The following is a 24,300-nucleotide window of genomic DNA, read 5'->3' as shown; positions in this document are numbered from 1 at the left end:
GCGCCGACCCGGCCATCACCGGCGAGCCTCCGGAAGAACCGGGCTGCGTTCACATTGTGTACGCGGCCCCCAGTAGAACCGGACGGGACAGCCCGTCACAGCTGCGAATCAAGCGGTCCGCCCCGGCGCTGCCGGAGCGGGCAAGCGAGGTGGTACCGCGGTGCGGCACCACCGCCGGGTACCGGCGGTCGGAGCGGCGTCGTCCTCGTGGATCCCGCGCCCAGTGGCGCAAACGACTACGAGTGAGACGCGAGGCAAGACAAATGGCCGAAGAGCCCACCGCCGCCCAGCACCCGGGCGCCGCTTTCTACCCCTGCACCGCCCCGGCCAGAAGGTCGAGCCGTCCCCCTCCTTCCCGGCGATCGAGGAGGACGTCCTGGACTACTGGAAGCAGGACGGCACCTTCCAGGCCTCCATCGACGCCCGCCCCGCGCTGGATGACAACGGCCACTCCAATGAGTTCGTCTTCTACGACGGCCCGCCCTTCGCCAACGGCCTGCCCCACTACGGGCACCTGCTGACCGGCTACGTCAAGGACGCGGTCGGCCGCTATCAGACCCAGCAGGGCCGCCGCGTGGAGCGCCGCTTCGGTTGGGACACGCACGGCCTGCCCGCCGAGCTGGAGGCTCAGCGCGAGCTCGGCATCGACGACGTCACCGAGATCACCCGCCCCGGCGGCCTGGGCATCGAGAAGTTCAACGAGGCCTGCCGCACGTCGGTGCTGCGCTACACCAAGGAGTGGGAGGACTACGTCACCCGCCAGGCCCGCTGGGTGGACTTCGAAAACGACTACAAGACCCTCGACCCCACTTACATGGAGTCGGTCATGTGGGCCTTCAAGACCCTGTATGACAAGGGCCTGGCCTACCAGGGCTACCGGGTGCTGCCCTACTGCTGGCACGACCGCACGCCACTGAGCAACCACGAGCTCAAGATGGATGACGACGTCTACCAGGACCGTCAGGACAACACCGTCACGGTGGGCCTGCGCCTGGAGCGGCGCCTGGATGCTGCCCACCCCGACGCCGCCCCGGAGCTGGCTCTGATCTGGACCACCACTCCGTGGACCCTGCCGTCCAACTCCGCCGTCGCCGTCGGCCCCGACGTCGACTACGTGACCGTCCGCGTGGACGCCGACCTCGACTCCCCGGTCGCCGGGCAGGATGTGCTGCTCGCCCGCGACCTGCTGGGAACCTACGCCCGTGAGCTGGGTGAGGACCCGCAGGTGCTGGCCACCTACAAGGGGACCGACCTGGTCGGCGTGCGCTACGTGCCCATCTACGACTACTACGACGACGCCGCCCACCGTGCGGAGGGAGCCGCCCCCGGGGCGGCGGCCTGGCAGATCATCACCGCCGACTACGTCACCACCACCGAGGGCACCGGCCTGGTGCACCTGGCACCCGCCTTCGGTGAGGATGACATGTACTCCTGCCAGCCCTACGGCATCGGCACGGTCATCCCCGTCGACGACGGCGGCCTGTTCACCTCCGAGGTCCCCGATTACGCCGGCAGGCACATCTTCGACGCCAACAAGCCGATCATCGCCGACCTGCGCGATGGCACCGGCCCACTGGCCCGCCGCGAGGCGGCCGTGCGCGCCGTGCTGGTGCGTCAACAGTCCTACGTGCACTCCTACCCGCACTGCTGGCGCTGCCGCAAGCCGCTGATGTACAAGGCCGTCTCCAGCTGGTTCGTGAAGGTCACCGCCATCCGCGACCGTATGGTCGAGCTCAACCAGGAGATCACCTGGGTGCCCGGGCACGTCAAGGACGGCATCTTCGGCAACTGGCTGACCGGCGCCCGCGACTGGTCCATCTCCCGCAACCGCTTCTGGGGATCGCCCATCCCCGTGTGGGTGAGCGACGACCCGGCCTACCCGCGCACCGACGTCTACGGGTCCTTCGCGGAGCTGGAGCGCGACTTCGGCGTGGAGGTCAAGGACCTGCACCGGCCCTTCATTGACACGCTGGTGCGACCCAACCCGGATGACCCCACCGGCAGGTCCATGATGCGCCGCATCCCCGACGTGCTGGACTGCTGGTTCGAGTCCGGGTCCATGCCCTTCGCCCAGGTGCACTACCCGTTCGAGAACGTGGACTGGTTCGAGTCCCACAACCCGGGCGACTTCATCGTGGAGTACGTCGGGCAGACCCGCGGCTGGTTCTACACGCTGCACGTGCTGGCCACCGCCCTGTTCGACCGCCCCGCCTTCACCACCTGCGTCTCCCACGGCATCCTGCTGGGCAACGACGGGGCGAAGATGAGCAAGTCCCTGCGCAACTACCCCGACGTCCAGCAGGTCTTCGACCGCGACGGGGCCGACGCGATGCGCTGGTTCCTGCTGTCCTCCCCGGTGGTGCGCGGCGGCAACCTGTCCGTCACCAACAAGGCCATCCGCGACACGGTACGCCAGGTGATGCTGCCGCTATGGAACACCTGGTACTTCTTCAGCCTGTACGCCGCCCAGGCCGGGGAGGATGGCGCCTGTTACCTCACCGAGGGCGTGGACCTGGCTGATCCCTCGCTGTTCGGTCCCAAGGGATCCCTAGACGTGATGGACCGCTATGTCCTGGCCCGCACCAGGGATCTGGCGATCACCGTGGCGGCGCAGATGGATGCCTACGACGTCACCGGTGCAACTCACACGGTGCGTGAGTTCATCGACGTGCTGACCAACTGGTACCTGCGCACCTCCCGCGTCCGCTTCACGAGTGCATCGGCTAGTGCGTCCCGCCCGGCATTCGACACGCTTGCCACCGTGCTGCGTGTGCTCATGCAGGTGATCGCACCGCTGGCCCCGTTGCTGGCGGAGGAGATCTACCGCGGGCTGACCGGGGAGCGCTCCGTGCACCTGGCGGACTGGCCGGTCCTGCCCGAGCACGTGGCCGATCCCGCGCTCGTCAGCGCGATGGACGAGGCACGCGATGCGGTCTCTGCGGCGCTGAGCCTGCGCAAGGCCGAGAAGCTGCGCGTGCGCCAGCCCCTGCGAACCCTCACCATTGCCACCGCCGACCCGGCCGGCCTGGCGCCCTTCGCGGGGCTGATTGCTGACGAGGTCAACGTCAAGCAGGTGCGGGTGGTGGACGCCACCGACGCCGGCTACGAGCTGACCGAGGAACTGGCCCTCAACCCGCGCGCCTTCGCGCCGCAGGTCCGCAAGCTGACCTCCAAGCTCTTCGCCGCGGTCAAGGCGGGGGAGTGGGAGGTCACCGCGGACGGCGACGTGCGCTTCGGCACGGTCCTGCTCGACGGCGTCCCGGTGATCCTGGAGGCCGAGGACTCGACCTTCACCCTGTCCACGCGGATCGAGGTCAGCGACGACGCCCTGTCCGCCACGGTGCTGCCCTCGGGCGCCTTCGTGGTGCTGGACACCGCGCTCGACGCCGACCTGGAGGCCGAGGGCTGGGCCCGTGACCTGGTCCGGCTGCTCATGGACGAGCGCAAGGCTGCCGGGCTGAACATCGGCGAGCCGGCGCGCGCGACGCTGACTGTGCCGGCGGACAAGCAGGCCTGGACCGGCGCCCACCTGGACCTGATCAAGCGGGAGGTCAGCTGCGTGGAGCTGCAGGTGGTTACCGCCGACGTCGACGCCCCCAGCGCCACCGTGGCGCGAGCCTGAGGCGCGCCTCGCCCGCGGCGGGGGCAGCGGCTGCAAGGGAGACCGCAGCCGCTGCCCCCGCCGCGGTGCGAGCGGCAGCAGGCATAGACCAGGCGACTATTGGATCGCGCCTATGAATTATGCCTGTATATATTGGTAATCCTTAATTAGTGACTTAGGGGTTGCTTTTTTAGGGGTGGAACCGTGACCGGTCTGCCTATGAAATCGCTATACAAGCACGCTAGCCTCTGTACTGCGAACAGATCGCACCCGAGAAAAGAAGTGTCCGCCAGGCCCTGACGCGACGCCTCATCCCTGACCCGATTCTCCCAACACGTATCTGCCAGGGATTCTCATTCCCTGCCGGGCTGCCGCCCGTCAAGGTTGTTCCATTTAAATGTGGAGGAATCGGTGACTCGCAAAAGCCCGCCGTTGCGCCATAGCATCGTCCCAGCCGAAGAAAAAAAGCTCAACGACGAGCGCAAGCCGCTTGTCTCGGTGATTGTGCCCGCGTTCAACTCCGAGCGGCATATCAACCAGGCGCTGGACTCCGTCCTGGCCCAAAGCATGCCGGACCTTGAGGTGCTGGTGGTCGATGACGCCTCCCGGGACCGCACGCTTGCGCTGGCCCAGGAGCGTGCCGCCGCAGATCCCCGGGTGCAGGTGCTCGCGCAGCCCGCCAACCGGGGGGTGGCCCAGGCCCGCAACCTGGCTCTTGCCCGGGCGCGCGGCCGGTACATCGCGTATCTGGACGCGGACGACCAGTGGGCTCCCCGCAAGCTCGAGCGCCAGATTGCGTTCATGTCTGCGCGCGGGCTGGCGGCCTGTATCGCCTCCTACGAGACGATCGAGGAGGACGGCGCGCACCGCAACTACGTGCACGTTCCAGAGTCGATCGGTTACAGCGAATTTCTGAAGAATACGCTCACCTGCACGCTCACCATCCTGTTCGACACCGAGCGCGTGGATCCCGGCCTGCTCGTAATGCCTGACCTGCGCCGCGGCCAGGACGCCGCTACGTGGCTGCAGGTAATGAAGCGCGGGTACCGGATCTACGGGCTGGACGAGTGCCTGGCGAAATACCGCAAGACCGCCGGGTCCTTGTCCAGCGACAAGGTGAAGGCGGTAAAAAGAACCTGGAACCTCTACCGCAATGTAGAGGGTATCTCCCGCAGTTACGCGGCCTACTGCCTGTCATGGCAGCTGTTTCATGCCGCGCTGAAGAGGAGAAAAGGCAAGTGACTGTCAAGGAAATGACCCAGTCGCTGCTGTCCGGCCGGGCGGAGGCGGGGCTGCGGCAGAGGATCTACCGCCACAACTGCGCTCTGCCGCTGAGGCGTTACCGCGCAGAGCTGGAGCGGTGGTACCTGTTGTCGACCGGGCATCGTTGCAACCTGGACGATCCGCGCACAGTCGGCGAGAAGATCCAGTGGCTGAAGCTGTACGACTCCACGCCGCTGAAGGGGCGGCTGGCGGACAAGTTCCTCATGCGCGAGTGGTCTGCCCAGCGCGTGGGCTCCGAGTACCTCGTCCCGTTGCTGGGGGTGTGGGAACGCGCCGAGCAGATCGACTTCGCCGCCCTGCCACGCGCCTTCGTGCTGAAGGCGACGCACGGCACCCGGTGGAACATCGTGGTGCCGGACGCACGCAAGCTGGATACGGTCGCGGCCAGACGCCGCCTGGCGGCGTGGCTGCGCACCCGTGCCGCCATGACCGGCGGCTTCGAGCTGCACTACGAGTACTGCCAACCACGCGTCGTCTGCGAACCGCTGCTGCGAGACGACAGCGGAGGCCTGCGCGACTACAAGGTGATGACCTTCAACGGCAAGGTGCAGTTCATTGTCTGCGTCTCTGGCCGCTTCACCCCCACGCCGAGCATACGCACCTACCTTCCGGACTGGAGCAGGGCGCCCTTTCATTACGGGGGAGACCCGGGGCCCGCGCAGTCGCTTGAGAAGCCTGCGGGCTTGGCGCAGATGCTTGAGATCGCCAGCGCAATCGGGGGCGACTTCGCCCTGGCACGGGTGGATTTCTACGAGGTGGAGGGGCATGTGTATCTGGGCGAGATTACCTTCACCGATTCTAATGGCCTGACTTGGTTCGCGCCCAAGCGCTACAACGTGGAGCTGGGCGACCGTATCGTGCTGCCTGATAAGAAGCCGTTTCGGGGGGTAATGCTGTAGTGACTGTGAAGGACTTGGCCCGGAATCTACTTCCCGGCGCTGCACAAGACATTCTGCGCGACGCCGTCTACCGGCGTAACTGCCGCCTGGAGCCGCGGCAGTACCGGCAGGCCCTTGAGCGTTGGTACCGGCTTTCGACCGGCCGTACCTGCGACCTGGATGATCCGCACACCTTTACGGAAAAGGCGCAGTGGCTGAAGCTGTATGACTCGACGCCCGTCAAGGGGCGGCTGGCGGACAAATTCCTTATGCGAGAAGTCGTCGCAGCCAAAATTGGCGGAGAGTACCTGGTGCCGCTGCTCGGGGTCTGGGAGTCGGCTGACGATATCGACTTCGATGCGCTGCCCGACAGGTACGTGATCAAGGCTACCCACGGTTCCGGCTGGAACATCGTCGTGCCTGATAAGCGGCGGCTGCATGAGGCCCGCTCACGGCGTCAGCTGGCCCGCTGGCTGGGGCGGCGCATGGCCATGACGGGCGGTTTCGAGCTGCACTACGAGTACTGCGAGCCACGTATCGTTGCCGAGCAGTTCCTGCAGGATGAGAGCGGGGGCCTGCGCGACTACAAGTTCGTGGCCTTCGATGGCGAGGTCCAGTTCGCCATTACCGTTGACGGCCGTTTCACCGGCGAGCGCATGCTCACCTTCCTGCCTGACTGGAGCAAGGCTCCGTTCCGCTACAACTCTCGCTACGACGACGGCGTAGCCGAGGACGTGCTGCCCCGCCCGAAGCGCCTGGAGGAGATGCTCGCCATCACCACAGAGCTCTCCCGCGGGTTCTCCCTGGCGCGGGTCGACTTCTATGAGGTCGCCGGCCGCCTCTATGTCGGCGAGGTCACCTTCACCAGTTCCAACGGGTTGCCCCGCTTGGCCCCGGCGGCCTACGACGCGGAGCTGGGCAGCCGCATCACTCTTCCGGCGAGGCAGCCGTTCCGGGGCGTGATGCTGTGATGCGCACAAGGAAGATCGGGGTAGTCGGGCGCGTCGACCCCTCCGGCGCGCTACTAGACGGCCAGACCGTCAAGACCCGTACCCTCTACCGCCACCTGGTGTCCCACTACGGTGCTGAGAGCATCCTGACGGTAGATACTCGCGACTATCGCCGCCGTGCTCCCCAGGTCGCCCGGGAGCTGGCGCGGTGCCTGCGAAACTGCGATGACGTCGTCGTGCTCCTGTCTGCCGGCGGCCGACGCGCCCTGTTCCCGATTCTCGCGGCTGCCGCGCGGCTGCGCGGCAAGCGCATTTACCACAGTCTCATCGGAGGCAGGCTTGCCGCTGACGTCGCAAGGGACGGCGGTGGCAGGCTGGTCAAGCAGCTCAACAGCTTCGCCGTTAACTGGGTTGAGAGCCGCGCCCTGGCGGACAGGCTGCGTGAGCTCGGCGTCATCAACGCGGTCTACCTCCCCAACTTCAAGGACCTGAGCATCCCGCCAAGCGCGTCCCCCGTACCGGACGACCACCCGGTGCGGCTGTGCACCTTCAGCCGTGTCACGCCCCTGAAAGGCATTACGAACGCAATCCAGGCGGTCTGCGCCATCAACGCCGACGCCGGCGAGGACAAGGCCGTCCTGGACATCTACGGGCCGCTGGACCCCGACTATGCGGAAGAGTTCCGCAGGCTCGTCAATGCTCATCCGTGCGTCCGCTACGCGGGCCAGGCGGCCCCCGACCAGGGAGCCAGAATTCTGCGCGATTACTACGCACTGCTCTTCCCAACGCAGTGGCCCGGTGAGGGCGTGCCCGGAACCATTATCGACGCCATGGCCGCGGGCCTGCCGGTGGTGGCCAGCAGGTGGCCGTATTACAGCGAAATGCTGCAAGACGGTGTCACCGGGCTGAGCTACGACTACGACCAGCCGGGCCAGTTGCGCGAGGCGCTGAGCCGATTCCTCGCGCTGCCCACGGCCGAGGTGGGAGCCATGCGCCGGGGCATCCACGCCCGCGCCGCCAACTACTCCTCCCAGGAGGTGGTTGCGCAGATCATCCGCACACTCGACGCCGGTGCCCCACGACTCAGCGCCGAACGGCGGGCTCCGGCCGACGGGATGCGGGTGCTACTGGTTATACACGGGCTGAGCACTGGCGGCGCCGAAACCATGGTTCTGGGCCTTGCCCGCGAGCTGGTCGCGGCGCAGATCCCGGTGCGGGTGGTCAGTCTGCACGGGGCGGACACCGACGTGGGAGAGCGCATGCGGCAGGCCGGCATCGACGTCGTCGCCCTCAACAAGGCCTCGGGCCCAGATCCCCGCACGGTCCTAGCGCTGCGGCGGCAGATCCGGGAATTCGCCCCCACGGTCGTGCACTCCCACCTGCCGGTACTTCAGTACGTGGTGCCCGCGGTACGCATGTCCGGCAGTGGAGCCCGCATCATCCACACGGTCCACAACCTGGCCACGAAGGAGACGCGGCGCCGCGGCCTGCGGCGCTTCAACCACCTGGCCTTCACCCACGGGGTGGTGCCGGTCGCACTGACCGGGCAAGTTCGCGACTCGGTGTGCCGCGAGTACGCGCTGGAGCCGAAGGCCGTTCCGATCGTGGGCAACGGCGTCGACGTCGGTCACTTCCGGTGCGAGCCGCGTACCGGGCGCGGAGGCCCGGTGCGGCTGCTGTGCGTGGCACGGATGGTGCCGGCCAAGAACCTGTCCCTGCTGCTGGAGACCCTGGCTGAGATCGTGCGGCTTGGCGCTGATGCCTCGCTCACGCTGGTTGGAGACGGGCCCCTGCGCCCGCAACTGGAGGCGCAGACCCGTGACCTGGGACTGGTCGGCCGCGTCCACTTCGCCGGGCTGCAGCGCGACCCGGTCGCGTTCTTCAGGGAATCCGACATATTCGTGCTGCTGTCGGACTACGAGGGACAGCCGATGAGCCTCATTGAGGCGATGGCGGCCGGCCTGCCGGCCGTGGCGACGCCGGCGGGCGGGGTTCCCGACATCGTCGTCGATGATGCCAACGGGGTCCTGGTGCCACCTGACCCGCAGCAGGCGGCAACGGCCATCCACGCCATCTGGAACGATCCGGAAAGGTATGTCCGGCTCAGCGCCGGCGCGGTACGCACGGCTGGGGAGCACTCGGTCCGCACCATGACGGAGAAGTACCTTGAGCTCTACCGCTGAGACCTTCTCTGCCCCGCCCCTGCCCGCCCGGGTAGTGCCAGCTCGCCTGGCCGACCGCTGCTATCCCCTGCGCTACCTGGGGCTGCTGACGGCGTGCCTGATCCTCATGAAGCCCATCCTGGTGGACCAGGATGCGCTCCTGGCCCCGATGGTGAAGGCCGCCACTGCGGCGGTCTTCACGGTGCTGTGCCTGATGCACCTGGCGCGGCGCGTGCCCCTGTCGCCTGTCTTCCTCGTCTTCGTCTTCTACCGACTGGCCTTTCTTCCGCCGACTCTCTACCACGGCGGTGACATACTCAATTGGGGGTACGCCAGTGTCGCCCAAGTCTCCCTGCTACTACTCATTGAACTGCAGGCAGACGCCGGCCCGGACGCGCGTCGCCGACTGCTGCGCGTCATTGCGGACCTGCTGCTGGCCTACCTGGTGATCAACTACCTGATGATCCTGACCGGCACCCACCGGACCTTCACCATGGATGGGCAGTTCGCTCAACCCTCGTACCTGCTGGGCATCCGCACTCGTGTCACTGACTGCATCTTCACCGCGGCTCTGGTGTCGCTGCTCTACGATTCCGTATCGCCGCGGAGGTACGGCTGGCGAACCATTTTGGCGCTGGCCCTGGGTGCACTACAAATCATCTCCCTACAGGTGGCCACCGCAGCTGTGGGGGCGGGCATCGCGGCGGTTTTCTACTTCGGTGCGCGTGTGCGGGACGGGGCCATTCGCACAGTATTCTCCATGCGCGGCGTGACCGTATTCGGGCTATTGGTCAACCTGCTGGTGGTCGGAGCGCGTGTCCAGCTCTATTTCACAACCGCGCTCGGCCACTTGTTCGGCAAGTCGGCAAGCCTTACTGGCCGCACCGACCTATGGGACGCCGCTTATCCGATCCTGGCAGAATCGCCCCTGCTCGGCCACGGCATCAACTATGAGTTCGGTGCGTTCATCCCCGGCGCCAACGGGCTGACCTGGCAGGCTCACAATCAGTACCTCCAGCTCATGTACGACGGCGGATTAGCTGCCGTACTCCTGTTCCTCGCAATGCTGTGGTTGGCGAGCAGCAGCGTCGACTGCTCCGGCGTGGACCCCCGTGCTCGCGCTGCATTTGTTGCGGTGTATGCCGCTATGTCGGTCATGATGGTCACCGAGATCTACACGTATAATATGGCGCTGTTCTACCTGATCCCCTTCCTGGCCGCCCGGGCCGAACAGCTGACGGGCGGCGCAGAACGCGGCGGGAAGGGGCTCGGTGAGTATTCGCTCGCTATTAGTCAAATTGCGCCGTCCGGGGATCAAGTCGGGGACCTCGACGGATTCACTGCTGCTGGCCAGCGTCAAGGTAGTCACGCTCGCCTCCGCCATGGTCAACACGATGATCCTGTCCCACAGCCTGTCCCTGACGGCCTACGGCACCTACGCGCAGGGGGTGCTGCTGGTGGCCGTGTGCTCCGACGGGACAATCCTGGGGATGGTCGACGCCGTCAACTACTTCTTCAACCGGGGCGGCAGGAATGCCTCCGCACGCGAGTACGTGCGCACCATCCTGGGCCTGCAGACGGTCATTGGCCTGGTCACGGCGATTGTCCTGGTGGTGGCGCGGGGCGCGATCGGAGGCTACTTCTCCAACCCGCTGCTGGAGCCGCTGATCGTCCTGCTCGCCCTGCGGCCGATGCTCACCAACATGATGAGCATGCTGCAAGTGCTCGTCGTGTCGATCGGGCGGGCCCGGGCCATCGCCGTGCGCAACCTGGCCTTCTCCGCCCTGAAGCTCACCGCCGTGCTGATCACGGCCCTGGTGACTTCCTCCATTGCGGTGCTGTTCGTCATGCTGCTCGCGCTCGACCTGGCGTCGGTGCTGTGGTTCTGGGACTGCTTCCGGCGCTGGCAGTATCTCCTGCTTCCGGCCCTGCCCCGCTGGCTCCTGGTGCGGGACATCCTCGCATTCGCCCTGCCCATGGGCGTGTACGTGATGACCTCCTCCGTCATGCGGCAGGTCGGGGCCCTCGTGATCGGCATGTATGAGACCACCGAGCGGTACGCGGTCTACGCCAACGCCTCCACGGTGCTACCCCTGGACGTTATCCCCAACTCCTTCCTGACCGTCATCATCCCCATCGTCACCCGTTACCTGGGCGCCGGCCGCAAGGACCTGGTACGACGCCTGTTCCACCACTACCTCGCCGTCGGCTACCTGACGACGGTGACCTTCTGCGTCGCCACCATGGTGGTCGCCCCCGAGGTTATTCAGGTGCTGTACGGTGCGCGCTACCTGGGCGGGCTGGCAGTGTTCCGCCTCTACCTGATCACCACGATGGTCCGCTTCGCCGGCCTGTCGCTCATCCTCAGCGCGGCCGGGCGCACCCGCACACTCATGGCCGTGTCGCTGGCCGCGGTGGCGGCCAATATCGTGGCCTGCCCGGCCATGTACGCGCTGCTCGGCTTCGTCGGGCCGGCGGTGGCCTCCGTCGGCGTCAACCTGGCCATGACCTGCGTGCTGCTGCGGCTCAGCCTGAAGGAGATCGACGGCGGATTCGCCTCTGCCTTTGACGCCCGCACGCTTGGCCGTTTCGCCCTGACCGCCGCCGCCGTCGCCCTGGCCGGGCAGGGGCTGCGGGCGGTCCTGCACGCGCTTGGGGTCCCGGTGCTCGGCATCGCGGTGGCCGTGCTGTGCGCGGTCTCCGCTGCCATCCTCCTGCTGAACCGGCGTTCCCTAGCCACCTCGCTGCGGGAGATCAATGCCATGAAGTGATGCCCGCCAACCCGCTGCGGACGCAGGCGAGTCCCCAGCGCCAGCCGAGTAGCCAGCCCAGCCAGCGTTCAAATGAGCAAAGAACAGGAGACCACCATGACCGCATCCATACGCCCGCGCCACGCCCGCTCCCGTTCCCGGGAGCACCCTGAGAACACCGCGCCTGCTGCGCATCCTGGTGGTGAGCGAGTATGACGTTGGCAGATATTCTCGTACTGACCCGGCGCTGGGCCGCAGGCCTGCTTGTCGCCGCGCTCGTGGGCGCGGGAGCGGGCTACGCCCTGGTGCGGCTCACTCCGGTCACCTACGCGGCCACCGCCATAGCCTATGTGCGCGTTGAGGTCGTCGGCGACCAGAACGGCTCCTCCTCGCAGTACGCGGCCGAGCAGCTGGCCGTAAGCCAGGCGGAGTCACTCGTCCCGGTAGTCACGTCTCCCGTGGTAGCGCAAGCCGTTGCCCGAAGCCTCGGTATTGACGCACCTCCGGCGGCGCTTGCGGACACATTCTCCGCCAAGCACGTGGAGGGCACCCACATGCTGGAGGTCACGGCGCGGGCAGGCTCGGCCGCCGAGGCCAGGCAAGTCGCCGACGCCGCGGTCGGGCAGGCCGCTGTGGAGCTGGAGAACCTTGAGGGGGCGCAGTACCCGGCGGAAGTGGTGCTGATGTCCTCGGCCGAACTGGACGACGTGTCCCACTCGCCATCGGCCTTCCGCGCCGTCGCAGCCGGGGCCGTCGCGGTGCCCGCGCTCGTGTACGCACTACTCCTACTAGCCGGAGCAATGGGGGCCGCACGCCGAGGTGCGGCCGCCGGGGGCCGCACCGGCCAGGAACCCGGCACCACCCCCGCTGACTCCCACCACCCCTGAACCACCACCTAAGCCTCCTGGATGCTCCATGATTCAACCACCCGTTCCCCTGGCTTCATCAACTCCGCGCTCCGGGCTCAGGAGATTCCTGCTCGGGCGGCGCTCTGAACCGTCCTCGCAGTCTCTTCCAGCCGTCGCCACCTCGGCGGCCAAGCGCGCCGTCGACATCACCGGGTCCGCGCTGCTCATCGTGGTGCTGGCGCCGGTGTGGCTCGTAGTGCCCCTGCTAGTGCATCGGCAGGACGGCGGCCCCGCTCTGTTCAAGCAGACCAGGGTGGGACTGGAGGGCAAGGACTTTCAGATGTGGAAGTTCCGGACCATGCGCGTTAATGCCGACGCTGAGCTGGAAAGCCTACTGCGAGAGCAGAACCGGCTCGACAAGCCCTTGTTCAAGGTCGAGAACGACCCGCGTATCACCCGGCTGGGCGGCGTGCTGCGGCGCACCTCCATCGACGAGCTGCCCCAGCTGTTCAATGTTTTGCGGGGGTCTATGAGCCTGGTGGGTCCCCGGCCGCAGGTGCCCAGGGAAGTCGCGATGTACGACGCCGTCGCCGCCCGCCGACTTCAGGCCAAGCCGGGAATGACCGGCCTGTGGCAGGTCAGCGGGCGCTCCTCCCTGCCGTGGGAGGAGGCCATACGTCTCGACCTGCACTATCTGGACAACTGGACGCTGCTGCTGGATCTGAAGATCCTGTGCCGGACCGTCAAGGTGGTGCTGGCGCGGGAGGGGTCGGAGTAGGGCGCACGTCCACCGCTGCGGCGGCCTGCGGATAACATGATCTGCAACCTGCCCGAGGAGAATCCATGACTGAGCCACTGCCGCGCCAAGCTCTCGGCTTCCTGGTGGTCGGCGGTCCCACCGTCGCCATTGACATCGCAGGCGTGCGCCTGGTGATCGATCCCACCTTCGATCCGCCCACCGACTTCGGTGCCCTGCGCAAGATCCGTGGCCCGGCTGTGGACGCACAGTCGCTCGCGGATGCCGACGTGGTGCTGGTCAGCCACGCCGACCATGCGGACAACCTCGACGTCGCCGGACGCGCCTTCGCCCTGGCTGCCCCGCGCCTGCTGACAAACCCAGGCTCGGCCCGCCGGCTCGGGGCTGGCGCCGAGGGCCTGGCCCCGTGGGAGTCGACCGCGGTGGGTGACGGCGCCACGGTCACCGCCGTGCCCGCCCAGCACGGTCCCGCCGACGGCGAGACCGACGCCGCCGGATTTGTCAACTGCGAGGTGACCGGCTTCGTCATCCAGGCCGCCGGCAGCACGATCTATTGCACCGGGGACAATGCCTCCCTGGAGCTGATAGCTCGGGTCAGGGAGCGCTTCGGCAGTATCGACCACGCTGTGCTGAACGCCGGCCGGGCGACCGTGCCCGCCAAGTTCGCGGGGCGGCCCCTGAGCCTGTCCGCCGAGCGGGCTAGCGCAGCCGCGCAGGTGCTGGGGGCGCGGCACGTCGTCGTCGCCCACCAGACTGGCTGGGAGCACTTCACCGATGGGCCCGGCGCCACGCTGCGCGCCTTCCGCGACGCCGGCATCCTGGACCGTCTGGACCGCACCCCCGAGGGGGAGTGGAGCCTCGGTTGATACCTCCCGGCCGCGTGCTCACTGCACCGTGGCGAATCGGCGCGCTCCCGGACGGTCTAAGCGCAGAAACGCGGCCAGGTGACGGAACGCGGTCCATGCGCTGGAACGCGGTCCAAGTAGGGAACTCGCGCCCGGGTGGGTTCGCAGACAGCTTCGTGCGCGGGGCCGGAGTCCCCGGCAGCTGCTGGGCTGGACCACCTCGACCTCAGCGTCTTCGACTTCCGGCTCAGCGACGAGGAACTCGGTGCGATCCGCGCACGGGACGCCAAGCGCTCCCAAAGCGGGTGGCCAGCCGCGATGGCCGCAGAGGAACGCTACTGACTCTCCTCGGCGGCACGCACGCCGGCGGGACGTGATGGCAGGATTAACCCATGGCCTCACCTACGCTTCCCACCGGCGCCGCAACCACCGCTCCGCTGCCGTTGGGTGAAATGCCCCCGGTCACCGCCTGGTTGTCGGATATGGACGGCGTCCTGGTGCGGGAGAACCGCGCCCTGCCCGGCGCGCAGCAGTTCCTGGACGCTCTGGAGCGTAAGGGCATGCCCTTCCTAGTGCTGACCAACAACTCCATCTTCACCAACCGGGACCTGTCCGCCCGGCTGGCCCGCTCCGGGCTCACAGTCCCGGAGGAGCGCATCTGGACCTCCGCCAACGCCACGGCGGCCTTCCTGACCCAGCAGTCCCCGGCCTCCACCGCATACGTGATCGGTGAGGCCGGTCTGACCACGGCGCTGCACGGCGCCGGTTACGTCATGACCGACCAGGACCCGGAGTATGTGATCCTGGGGGAGACCCGCACGTACGACTTCAATGCCATCACCCGCGCCATCCGGCTGATCGAGGGCGGGGCGAAGTTCATCGCCACGAACCCCGACGTCAACGGCCCCTCGGACGAGGGCACACTGCCGGCCACCGGTGCCGTGGCGGCCATGATCCAGGCGGCCACCGGCCGGTCCCCCTACTTCGTCGGCAAGCCGAACCCGGTGATGATCCGGGCCGGGCTGAACAAGATCGGGGCCCACTCCGAGGCGGCCGCCATGGTGGGGGACCGCATGGACACCGACATCCAGGCGGGGGTTGAGGCGGGCCTGCGTACACACCTGGTGCTGTCCGGCTCCACCACGCTGGAGCAGGTCGAGGCCTTCCCCTTCCGCCCCTTCGGCATCCATGAGGGCATCGGCGAGCTCATCGAACTGGTCGAGGCCGAGCGCTGAGTGACCGGGATGGCCGGGGTGTCCGGTGCCACCCCCTCTCGCCGAGTTCGGTCGAAATAACCACCGAGATCGGTCGTTGTCACGTGCCGAGGTCGGTAGATGTAGATATGGTTCCGCCCACGGCGTCAGCACCTGCCCCGCCCTCCCCGGAGCCGATCATCTAGGCTGGCCGCGTCGTCGAGCAGGAAGCAGGAACACCAGCACATGAGCAGCAAGCAGCGCGATCGGGACGCCCACGCCAGCGGTCAGACCGAGTCGCATCCCGGTGCGGCCTTCGGCATTCCCGCCGGTGCCAGTGGCGAAGACGTAGTAGACGCCGTCTACGGGCCCGGCGGCACGCACTCCGGCATCGATCCCGAGCTGCTGCCGTACCTGGAAGCCGCCGACTCGTCCGAGGGCAAGTCCCTGGCCCAGGCCGCCGAGGACGACGCCGCTGCCGAGCGCAGCCGCGAGCAGGCCGAGGCGGAGGACCTGGCGGCCCTGCGCGAGCTCGTCGCCGCCAATATGGTGCCCGGCGGCGACCTGGAGCGCCTGGACGCCCTGCTGGCCGAGGTCGACGCCGATGAATCCGACGACTGGGAGGACTGGGAACCGGTACTGCCCGACGTCGCCGGGAATGGTTCCGCGGAAGACAATCCCGGGGCTGACGCCGAGCGCCACCGCGCCGAGCTGACCGCAGCCGCCCGCGCCGTCGAGGTGTCTGCGCGCATGCGCGAGGTCGAGGCGGAGATCCTCTCCCGCGCTCCCGAGCACCAGGTGCAGCCCTCCCTGGAACGCGTTGAGGCCGTGCTCGACATCCTGGGCAACCCCGAGCGCAACTACCGGATCGTGCACGTGGCGGGCACTAACGGCAAGACCTCCACCGCTCGCATGACTGAGCGCCTGCTGGCCGCCACCGGCATGCGCACCGGGCGCTTCACCAGCCCCCACCTGGCCACCATCCGCGAGCGCATCGCCCTGGACGGTGAGCCCATCAGCGAGGAGGGATTCATCGCCGCCTGGGAGGACGTCGCCCCCTACGTCGAGATGGCAGACGCCCGCTCCCAGGCCGCCGGGGGCCCGCGGCTGAGCTTCTTCGAGGTACTCACGGTGATGGCGCTGGCGGCCTTCGCCGACCATCCCGTGGACGTGGCGGTGATCGAGACCGGCATGGGCGGTACTTGGGACTCCACCAACGTGGTGCCCGGCGACGTGGAGGTCATCACTCCGATCGGGCTCGACCACGCCGCGTGGCTGGGCGCCACGGTTGAGGAGGTCGCCGCCAATAAGGCCGGCATCATCAAGGACGGCGCCACGCTGGTTACCGCCGCGCAGCCGGAGTCGGTGCAGGCGGTAATCGCCGCAGCCGCCGTCGAGCATCAGGTCATATGGCGGCGGGAGCTCGACCCGGAGGAGGATCCCGGGGCCCCCGACGCCGGCGTGCTCCGGGTGGTGGACCGCACCTTGGGCGTTGGCGGGCAGATGGCTACCTTCGCCACCGCCGCGGGCGTGTACGAGGACGTGTTCGTGCCGCTGTACGGCGACTACCAGGCGCATAACGCCTTGCTGGCACTGGCCGCTGCGGAGGCCGTCTTCGGCGGTAGGCAGCTTCCCGCGAAGATCGTTGAGGACGGATTCGCCTCCGTGACCAGCCCCGGCCGCCTGGAGGTGCTGCGCTCCAGCCCGACGGTTATCGTCGACGCCGGCCACAACCCCCACGGCGTTACCGCCCTTTCCGGGGCGGTGGAGGAGGCCTTCGGCTTCCAGCACCTGGTTGCCGTCGTCGGCCTCATGGGGGACAAGGACGCGGAGGGCATTCTGTCGGTACTGGAGCCGGTCTGCGACGCCGTCGTGTGTGTTCCGGTCGACTCTCCACGTGCCATGGATGCTGAGGACTTGGGCGCGGTGGCGCGCGAGGTATTCGGTGCGGACCGGGTGGTGGTGGCGCCCACGCTGGTGGCCGGCGTGGAGCAGGCGGTGAGCCTGTCGGAGGGCTTCGACGCTCCGCTTACCGCCTCGGGCGTGCTCGTGGTCGGTTCCGTGGTGCTGGCCGCGCAGGCGCGCGCCCTGTTCGGCAGGCCCTGACTCCCGAGACCGGCACCAGTAACGTGCCGAGACCGGCACCAGTAACGTGCCGAGACCGGCAGATGCGGCTGCGCCGCCGGTGTGGGGCTGTCGTTTACACTCGGTCGGGCCGCCGGTTTTTGAACCTGCGGACGCTCTCCAGTCCCCGCCCCGACGGAAGGAACGTCATGACTGACGCCCCCGAACGCATCCTCGTCCTGCTCAAGCCCGACGCCGTGGAGCGCCGCCTGACCGGCGAGATCCTGCGGCGCATCGAGGCCAAGGGCTACGGCATCGTCGCTCTGAAGCTGGTGCTCCCCACCACCGAGGTCCTGGCTGCCCACTACGCCGAGCATCTTGACAAGCCCTTCTACCCGGGCGTCGTGGAGTACATGACTCGCGGTCCCGTAGTCGCCGTCGTCGTGGAGGGACAGCGAGTTGTGGAGGGGGTTCGCTCACTGATGGGCGCAACCGACCCGACGGCGGCCGCTCCCGGCACCATCCGCGGTGACCTCGGCCGCGACTGGGGTACTAGCGCCATCCAGAACCTGGTGCACGGATCGGATTCGCCCGCCTCCGCGCAGCGCGAGATCGGTATCTGGTTCCCCGAGCTGGCGGATTGAGCCGAGCTGCTGACGCAGCGGGAAAACATGTGGGGTCGCCACCAGTGCGGTGGCGACCCCACATGCCGTTCAGACCGATCTCGGCAGGTAACGTCTACCGACCTCGGCGAGGGGGCGAGGCGGATAGGGGCCGGGAACGGGCTCGCTGTCAGGCGGGGCGGCGTCCCAGGACCTCCTTGAGCGGGACCCGGGCGCCGGTGCGGGTGACGGCCCGCGTGTAGACCCGCGCCGACAGCCACACGAAGACCGGGATGAACACCAGCGCTAGCACCAGCGCCGCCAGCTGCTCACCCCACGACGAGACGCCGAGCACGAGCCGTGCCGGCATTAGGAAGGGCGCGAAGGGCGGCAGGTAGGCCAGCACGCGGTAAAGCGGGGATGAGGCGTCGCCCAGCGCCATCACGAAGGAGAGCACGTAGGGGATCATCAGCGTCATCGTCAGCGGCATGACCGCACTGGCCACGTCCTCCTGACGACTGACCAGCGCGCCGGCGGCGGCGTAGCCGACCGCGTAGATCGCGTAGCCGACGATCATCCACACGATCATGGCGACCAGCACGGTATCGATGTCGACGGCGCCCTCGGGCAGTACGCCGCTGAGCTTGGCCGTCACGCCGGCGAAGATACCTATCAGCCCGTAGGAGACCAGTACGGCAGTGCCGGTGCCGATCACCTTGCCGGCCAGCAGGGAGGTGGGCCGCACGCAGGCCAGCAGGATCTCCACGATGCGGCTGGACTTCTCCTCCACTACCCCCATCGCGATCGTCTGCCCACCACCCATGACGATGATGAACAGCAGAATGTCGACGATCAGGAGCACGGTGTAGCGGGCCCCGAAGTCGGCGGAGTCCTGGTCGGGCGGGTCGAGCGCCTCCACCTGGGGCACGGCCCCCGCCAGTGACGCCGCCACCTGGGTGGGATCGCCGCCCAGGGCGCTGATCTCATCCGATAGGGCCGCCTGCTGGAGCACATTGGTTACGGATGCGACCACCGCCTGGTCGGCGCGGCCCTCCTCGGTCACTTTCAGCGCGGGGGAGGCGCCGTTCAGGTCGAGGACCATGTCTAGCGTCGCGTCCTCGTCGATGTCGCCGCTGACTCCCAGGGCGGCCTCGGCGTCGGAGACGTCGGTAGTGACCTCGATGGGCAGACCGTTGGTGCCGGTGATCTGCTCCAGGGCGGGCCTGAGTGCGACGGCGTCGGCGGGGGCTGACACGCCCAGCCGGTAGGGCTCGTCCTCGCCGCCGGTCAGATGGGCGACCACGAGAATCCCGCCGACGGCGAGGACCAGCATGACGAGTGTGGAGATGACCGCTGAGCGCTTGAACAGCTGGGCGCGTAGCTCGCGGCCGGCAACCAGCCGGATCTCCTGGGAGCGGGAAATGGCTTGGGGGCTGGTGGACACGGCTTAGGCCTCCTGTCCGGTCGTGGGGGCGGGGGATGCGGTGGGGGCGGCGAGCACGTCGCGGAAGATGTCGGTCAGCGGGCGGGTGACGGGGCCGAGTTCGCGCAGCCGTCCCAGACGCCCCGCGGCCTCCAGCAATCGCTGCTCGTCGGCTCCGCCGACCACCACGGTCACCCGCGCACCCTCAGCAATGGGCTCGGCACTCGCCTCCACTCCAGGGGTTCCGGCAAGCATGGCGGTGGCGGCGTTGACGGCTGCGTCGGGCCGGCCCGCGACCTCGACGACGGCGCGCCAGCGCGGCTCGGCACCCGACTGCAGCTCGGCCACGGTGCCGTCGGCAACCAGTCGGCCCGCCTGGATGATGACTACCCGGTCGCACAGTCGTTGCACGACGTCGAGCTGGTGAGAGGAGAACAGCGTGGGCACCCCGGCCGCGGCCCGCTCGCGCAGCACCTGGCTCATAACATCGACCGCCACCGGGTCCAGGCCGGAGAAGGGCTCGTCCAGAATCAGCAGATCGGGGTCGGAGACCAGGGCTGCGGCCAGTTGGACGCGCTGCTGGTTGCCCAGGGAGAGCTTCTGCACCTCGTCCTCGCGGCGGGCGGCGATGTCCAGCCGCTCGGTCCACTGCTCGCTCGCCCGCCGGGCCGCCGCGGTCGGCAACCCGTGCAGGCGGGCCAGGTAGGTCAGCTGCTCGCCGACCCTCATCTTGGGGTACAGGCCGCGCTCCTCGGGCATGTAGCCGATGCGACGCCGCTCAGCGGCGCCCACCGGCGTGCCGTCCCAGGTCACGGTGCCGGCATCTGCGGTGAGTACCCCCATGACGATGCGCATGGTGGTGGACTTGCCCGCTCCGTTGGCGCCCACGAAGCCTACGATTTCCCCATCGCCCAGGCGCAGGGACAGGTCATCGAGCGCTTGCAGGCTCCCGAAGCGTTTGGACAGGTTGACGATGTCGAGCATGAGGACTCCAATCGGGATCGGCTGTGGTAAGTCCGCTTGACTTGAGAAGCTTGATTCGTTGTGCCCGTAATGTCAAGGTAGCTTTCCGGTGTGTCGGTGTCGTGCCACCCGCCCGCGGGATGCGCTACGGGTCCGTCTACCGGTTTCCTCCCGCTTCCCGCACCGGTCTCGCTGGCGGATCACCGGTTTCCTCCCGCTTCCCGCTATCGTTGACGCGTGCACCTGAAGACGTTGACGATGAAGGGGTTCAAGTCCTTCGCCTCGTCAACCACCCTGCGCCTGGAGCCGGGCATCACCGCCGTGGTCGGCCCGAACGGCTCGGGCAAGTCCAACGTGGTGGACGCCCTGACCTGGGTGATGGGGGAGCAGGGCGCCAAGAACCTGCGCGGCGGCTCCATGGCCGACGTCATCTTCGCCGGCGCCGGCTCGCGTCCCGCCCTGGGGCGCGCCGAGGTCTCCCTGACGATCGACAACGCCGACGGCGCCCTGCCGATCGACTACAGCGAGGTGACCATCACCCGCACCCTGTTCCGCGGCGGCGGCAGCGAGTACCAGATAAACGGCGCCACCTGCCGCCTGCTGGACGTGCAGGAGCTACTGTCCGACACGGGCATGGGCCGGCAGATGCACGTGGTGGTAGGCCAGGGGCAGCTCGATGCGGTGCTCACCGCCACCCCGGAGGAGCGGCGCGGCTTCATCGAGGAGGCCGCCGGCGTCCTCAAGCACCGGCGGCGCAAGGAACGGGCTCTGCGCAAGCTCGACTCCATGGCCGCCGACCTGACCCGGCTCACCGACCTCACCGCCGAGCTGCACCGCCAGCTCGGCCCGCTCGCGCGGCAGGCCGCCGTCGCCCGCCGCGCCCATGTCATCCAGGCCGAGGTTCGTGACGCCACCGCTCGGCTGCTGGCCGACGACGTCGTGCAGGTCCAGTCCCTGCTGGAGGCCGGACAGGAGGACCAGGCCCGCCTAGCCGGCCGCCGGGCCGAGCTGGATGAGTCCGAGCGCCTCGCCCGCGCCCGGCTGGAGGAGCTGACGACCCTGGAGTCCACGTCCGGGCAGCGGCTGGCCCGCGCCACCACCACCTGGGAGGAGCTGTCGGCAGCCGTTCAGTCCCTGTCGGCGCTGGCGGACGTGGCGGCGGAACGGGTACGCGGCCTGGCGGGCGCCCCGCGCCCCGAGGCCGGAACCGACCCCGAGGAACTGGAGCGGCGCGCCCAGGAGGCCGCCGCCCAGGAGGCTGAGCTTGCCGCCGCCATTGAGGCCGCCCGCACCGCGCTGACGGACGCCACCGCCGAACGCGTCGACGCCGAGGCCGCCGCCACCACCGCCGAGCAGGCGCTCGCGGCCTTGCAGACCCGGCGCGCCGAGCACCGCGAGCTGCTGGCCCGTGCCGGGGGCCGCGTGGCCTCCGCACGCTCCCGCCACGAGGCCGCCCGCGCCGCCGTCGAACTGGCTCGGGCATCCCTGGCCTCCGCCCAGGAGCGCGACACGGCCGCCGCCCGGGCACTGGAGGCGGCCACCGCCGGCGACCCGGACGCTCCCGTCGGCACCGACAGTTCCGACGCCGCGGCCGGTGAGCAGACCCGTGCCGCCGCCGCCCACGAGGCGGCCACCGCCGAGCTCAATGCGGCCCGCGACGCAGTCGTCGCCACCACCGACACCCGTCGCGAGGCCGCCGCCGAACTGGCCACCTGGACCGCCCGCCGTGACGCCCTCGCCCTGTCCCTGCGTGCGCAGGACGCCACCGCCGAGCTCGCCGACGCCGGACTGCCCGGCATCCTCGGCCCGCTCGCCGGGGCCGTCACGGTAGAAGCCGGTTGGGAAGAGGCGTTGGCCGGGCTGCTCGGTGAGCTGGCCGGGGCTGCGGTGGTTGCCGACACCGACGCCGCCGTCGCGGCCCTGGCCCACGCCCGCAGCCAAGACGGTGGCGGGCTGCGCCTGGTCATTTCCAGCGCCGACGGCGCGGCGGACCGCCCGCCCGCCGCCGAGCCCTCGGTTCCCGATAGCGTTCCTGCGGATGCTCAGCGAGCCGCCGCGCTCATCGGCGCCGAATCCGCCGCGCTCGCCCGTACTCTCAGCGGTTTGCTGGCCGACGCCTGGGTGGTCCCCGACCTGGCCACTGCCCAGGCTATGCGCGCCGCCGTCCCCGGCGCCGTGGTAGCCACCCGTGACGGCGACGTTCTCGCCCCCACGTGGGCCACCGGCGCCGGCGAGGGCGCCGCCTCGGTGCTCGCCCTGGCCGCCGCGCACGAGGAGGCCGCCACTCGCGCAACCGCCGCCGCCGCCGCGGAGCACGCGGCCGACACCGCGCTGACCGATGCCCGCCAGGCTGAGTCCATCGCCCGCGCCGCCGTAGCCGAGGCGCTGGAGAAACTGCGTGCGGCCGACGCCGAGGCCGCTCGCGTGGCCGAGAACCGTGCGCGCCTGAACTCCGCCGCCCGCGCCGCCCGTGAGGAGACCGGACGCGCCCGCCGCGCCCTGGAGCGCGCCGAGGCGGAGGCCGCCCAGCGCGCCGCCGAGCTCGCCACCGCCCAGGCGGCCCTCGCCGCGGTCGAGAATCAGGTGCCGGTCGCCGCGGCCCCGCCCGGAGGCAGTACCGCACCCGCTGGGGAGAGCGACCTTGATACCGCCATCGACGCCGCCCGCGCCACCCGCGAGGCCACCGCGCAGGCGGCCACCGCGGCCCGGGCCGCCGAGACGGAGGCGCGCCTGGCCCTGCGCACCGCCGAGGAGCGGGAGCGCAGCGTCCGCGGCCGGGCCGACTCCCTGCGGGCTGCCGCCCGCCGCGAGCGGCAGCAGCGGGCTGCCGCCGCCCGCGCGGAGCAGGCCCGCAAGGCGCGGCTGGCAACGGCTGCGCAGGTGCGGGACCAGGCCCGCACCGCCGCGGAGACCGGCCGCACCTGGGTGGAGCAGGCGCAGGGGGAGCGCGCCCGTATCGAGGCCGAACGCGCCGGCGCCGCGGCGGCGGTCGCCGATGTCCGCAGGCAACTGGACGCCCTGGCTGCTGAAATGTCCGCGCTGTCTGACGCCGCCCACCGCGACGAGATCGCCCGTGCCGAGCAGAGCATGCGGCTGGAGAATCTGGCCGAGCGCGCCATGAATGAGCTGGGCCTGGAACTGGACCCCTTGGTGGAGGAGTACGGGCCCCACATGCTCGTGCCGGACGCGGAGGCGGAAGCCGCCGCGGCCGAAGCCGCTGCCGATCGGGACGGGGCCGCCGACGCGGCCGACGTTGAGGAGCAGGCTCAGGGCGCGCAGATAGAGCCCGCCGCGCACCAGACCGGCCGGCCCTATGTGCGTGCCGAGCAGGAGAAGCGCCTGGCGCGGGCGAACCGGGACTTGGCGCGCTTGGGCAAGGTCAACCCGCTGGCCCTGGAGGAGCACGCGGCCCTGGAGGAGCGCCACCGCTTCCTGGCCGAGCAGCTCGCCGACCTCAAGCAGTCCCGCGCCGACCTAATGCGCATTGTCGAAGACGTGGATCAGCGCGTGCAGGAGGTGTTCACCCAGGCCTACGCGGACACCGCCCGCGAGTTCGCGATCGTCTTCGACCGGCTCTTCCCCGGCGGCGAGGGGCGCCTGGTACTAACCGACCCCGACGACATGCTCACCACTGGCATCGACATTGAGGCCCGGCCCGCGGGCAAGAAGGTCAAGCGCCTGTCCCTGCTGTCCGGCGGGGAGCGCTCGCTGGCCGCGGTGGCGCTGCTGGTGGCGATCTTCCGTGCCCGCCCCTCTCCGTTTTACGTCATGGATGAGGTGGAGGCGGCCCTGGACGACACCAACCTGGGGCGGCTGCTGGACATCTTCACCGAGCTGCGGGCCTCCAGCCAGCTGATCATCATCACCCACCAGAAGCGCACCATGGAGATCGCCGACGCCCTGTACGGCATCACCATGCGTGACGGCGTCACCCAGGCGGTCTCCCAGCGGCTCTCATCCGCCACCCAGTGAGGCATTGG

16 protein-coding genes and 1 pseudogene are annotated in these 24,300 nt (G+C 69.1%); 14 read left to right on the top strand and 3 right to left on the bottom strand.

What is annotated here, in order from left to right; all coding sequences use genetic code 11:
* Nucleotides 1-223 precede the first annotated feature (223 nt).
* From ileS to CWT12_RS08230, 5 genes are all read left to right on the top strand, one after another.
* Nucleotides 224-3,622 (top strand): isoleucine--tRNA ligase, encoded by a 3,399-nt coding sequence (ileS, locus tag CWT12_RS08250; RefSeq protein ID WP_161924424.1) that lies wholly within the window; start codon nucleotides 224-226, stop codon nucleotides 3,620-3,622.
* Between the two features lie 378 nt (nucleotides 3,623-4,000).
* Nucleotides 4,001-4,843, top strand: a complete 843-nt coding sequence (locus tag CWT12_RS08245; RefSeq protein WP_237564101.1) for a glycosyltransferase family 2 protein — start codon at nucleotides 4,001-4,003, stop codon at nucleotides 4,841-4,843.
* Nucleotides 4,840-5,784, top strand: coding sequence for an ATP-grasp fold amidoligase family protein (locus CWT12_RS08240; protein WP_161924422.1), 945 nt, complete (start codon nucleotides 4,840-4,842; stop codon nucleotides 5,782-5,784). Before CWT12_RS08245 ends, CWT12_RS08240 begins: the two co-directional genes overlap by 4 nt.
* Nucleotides 5,784-6,734: an ATP-grasp fold amidoligase family protein gene (locus CWT12_RS08235; protein WP_161924421.1), complete on the top strand. Its 951-nt coding sequence runs from the start codon at nucleotides 5,784-5,786 to the stop codon at nucleotides 6,732-6,734. The genes CWT12_RS08240 and CWT12_RS08235 overlap by 1 nt, the downstream gene beginning before the upstream one ends.
* Nucleotides 6,734-8,896, top strand: coding sequence for a glycosyltransferase family 4 protein (locus tag CWT12_RS08230; RefSeq protein ID WP_161924420.1), 2,163 nt, complete (start codon nucleotides 6,734-6,736; stop codon nucleotides 8,894-8,896). The genes CWT12_RS08235 and CWT12_RS08230 overlap by 1 nt, the downstream gene beginning before the upstream one ends.
* Before the next feature lie 337 nt (nucleotides 8,897-9,233).
* Here CWT12_RS08230 and CWT12_RS13995 read toward each other — a convergent pair whose 3' ends face one another.
* A complete protein-coding gene (locus CWT12_RS13995) occupies nucleotides 9,234-9,389 on the bottom strand; it encodes a hypothetical protein (RefSeq protein ID WP_237564100.1) in 156 nt (51 codons plus the stop codon).
* Here CWT12_RS13995 and CWT12_RS14700 point away from each other — a divergent pair.
* The 8 genes and pseudogenes from CWT12_RS14700 to ndk all read left to right on the top strand — a co-directional run.
* A pseudogene (locus tag CWT12_RS14700) lies at nucleotides 9,336-9,923 on the top strand (O-antigen ligase family protein); the annotation flags it as partial. The gene CWT12_RS13995 and the pseudogene CWT12_RS14700 overlap by 54 nt on opposite strands.
* Before the next feature lie 223 nt (nucleotides 9,924-10,146).
* Nucleotides 10,147-11,646, top strand: a complete 1,500-nt coding sequence (locus CWT12_RS08220) for an oligosaccharide flippase family protein (RefSeq protein ID WP_161924419.1) — start codon at nucleotides 10,147-10,149, stop codon at nucleotides 11,644-11,646.
* 191 nt (nucleotides 11,647-11,837) lie between these two features.
* Complete coding sequence (locus CWT12_RS08215) at nucleotides 11,838-12,512, top strand: YveK family protein (protein ID WP_161924418.1); 675 nt, start codon at nucleotides 11,838-11,840, stop codon at nucleotides 12,510-12,512.
* Between the two features lie 28 nt (nucleotides 12,513-12,540).
* On the top strand, nucleotides 12,541-13,251 hold the full coding sequence (locus tag CWT12_RS08210; protein ID WP_161924417.1) for a sugar transferase: 711 nt from the start codon (nucleotides 12,541-12,543) through the stop codon (nucleotides 13,249-13,251).
* Between the two features lie 65 nt (nucleotides 13,252-13,316).
* Complete coding sequence (locus CWT12_RS08205; protein ID WP_161924416.1) at nucleotides 13,317-14,096, top strand: MBL fold metallo-hydrolase; 780 nt, start codon at nucleotides 13,317-13,319, stop codon at nucleotides 14,094-14,096.
* A 371-nt stretch (nucleotides 14,097-14,467) separates the two neighbouring features.
* On the top strand, nucleotides 14,468-15,310 hold the full coding sequence (locus tag CWT12_RS08200) for an HAD-IIA family hydrolase (RefSeq protein ID WP_161924415.1): 843 nt from the start codon (nucleotides 14,468-14,470) through the stop codon (nucleotides 15,308-15,310).
* A 204-nt stretch (nucleotides 15,311-15,514) separates the two neighbouring features.
* Nucleotides 15,515-17,374: a bifunctional folylpolyglutamate synthase/dihydrofolate synthase gene (locus CWT12_RS08195; RefSeq protein ID WP_161924414.1), complete on the top strand. Its 1,860-nt coding sequence runs from the start codon at nucleotides 15,515-15,517 to the stop codon at nucleotides 17,372-17,374.
* Nucleotides 17,375-17,541: 167 nt separating this feature from the next.
* Nucleotides 17,542-17,976: a nucleoside-diphosphate kinase gene (ndk, locus tag CWT12_RS08190; RefSeq protein WP_161924413.1), complete on the top strand. Its 435-nt coding sequence runs from the start codon at nucleotides 17,542-17,544 to the stop codon at nucleotides 17,974-17,976.
* A 148-nt stretch (nucleotides 17,977-18,124) separates the two neighbouring features.
* Here the strand turns inward: ndk and CWT12_RS08185 are convergent, their stop codons facing one another.
* Both CWT12_RS08185 and CWT12_RS08180 read right to left on the bottom strand, forming a co-directional pair.
* Nucleotides 18,125-19,378: an ABC transporter permease gene (locus CWT12_RS08185; RefSeq protein ID WP_161924412.1), complete on the bottom strand. Its 1,254-nt coding sequence runs from the start codon at nucleotides 19,376-19,378 to the stop codon at nucleotides 18,125-18,127.
* A 3-nt stretch (nucleotides 19,379-19,381) separates the two neighbouring features.
* Complete coding sequence (locus CWT12_RS08180; protein ID WP_161924411.1) at nucleotides 19,382-20,341, bottom strand: ABC transporter ATP-binding protein; 960 nt, start codon at nucleotides 20,339-20,341, stop codon at nucleotides 19,382-19,384.
* 216 nt (nucleotides 20,342-20,557) lie between these two features.
* Here CWT12_RS08180 and smc point away from each other — a divergent pair, with 216 nt between their 5' ends.
* The gene (smc, locus tag CWT12_RS08175; protein WP_161924410.1) at nucleotides 20,558-24,292 is read left to right on the top strand and encodes a chromosome segregation protein SMC; all 3,735 of its coding nucleotides are present in this window, start codon (nucleotides 20,558-20,560) and stop codon (nucleotides 24,290-24,292) included.
* Nucleotides 24,293-24,300: the final 8 nt, after the last annotated feature.

The organism is Actinomyces sp. 432, assembly GCF_009930875.1.
Lineage (GTDB): Bacteria > Actinomycetota > Actinomycetes > Actinomycetales > Actinomycetaceae > Actinomyces.
The sequence above is the reverse complement of the archived record's forward strand: the minus strand, read 5'-3'. Positions and strand labels throughout refer to the sequence as shown.

Bases quoted from the DNA above. Each gene is read 5' to 3' on its own strand.
- CWT12_RS08180 (WP_161924411.1), bottom strand. From the start codon at position 20,341: ATGCTCGACATCGTCAACCTGTCCAAACGCTTCGGGAGCCTGCAAGCG.
- CWT12_RS08195 (WP_161924414.1), top strand. From the start codon at position 15,515: ATGAGCAGCAAGCAGCGCGATCGGGACGCCCACGCCAGCGGTCAGACC.
- CWT12_RS08230 (WP_161924420.1), top strand. From the start codon at position 6,734: ATGCGCACAAGGAAGATCGGGGTAGTCGGGCGCGTCGACCCCTCCGGC.
- CWT12_RS08200 (WP_161924415.1), top strand. From the start codon at position 14,468: ATGGCCTCACCTACGCTTCCCACCGGCGCCGCAACCACCGCTCCGCTG.
- ndk (WP_161924413.1), top strand. From the start codon at position 17,542: ATGACTGACGCCCCCGAACGCATCCTCGTCCTGCTCAAGCCCGACGCC.
- CWT12_RS08205 (WP_161924416.1), top strand. From the start codon at position 13,317: ATGACTGAGCCACTGCCGCGCCAAGCTCTCGGCTTCCTGGTGGTCGGC.
- CWT12_RS08210 (WP_161924417.1), top strand. From the start codon at position 12,541: ATGATTCAACCACCCGTTCCCCTGGCTTCATCAACTCCGCGCTCCGGG.
- CWT12_RS08215 (WP_161924418.1), top strand. From the start codon at position 11,838: ATGACGTTGGCAGATATTCTCGTACTGACCCGGCGCTGGGCCGCAGGC.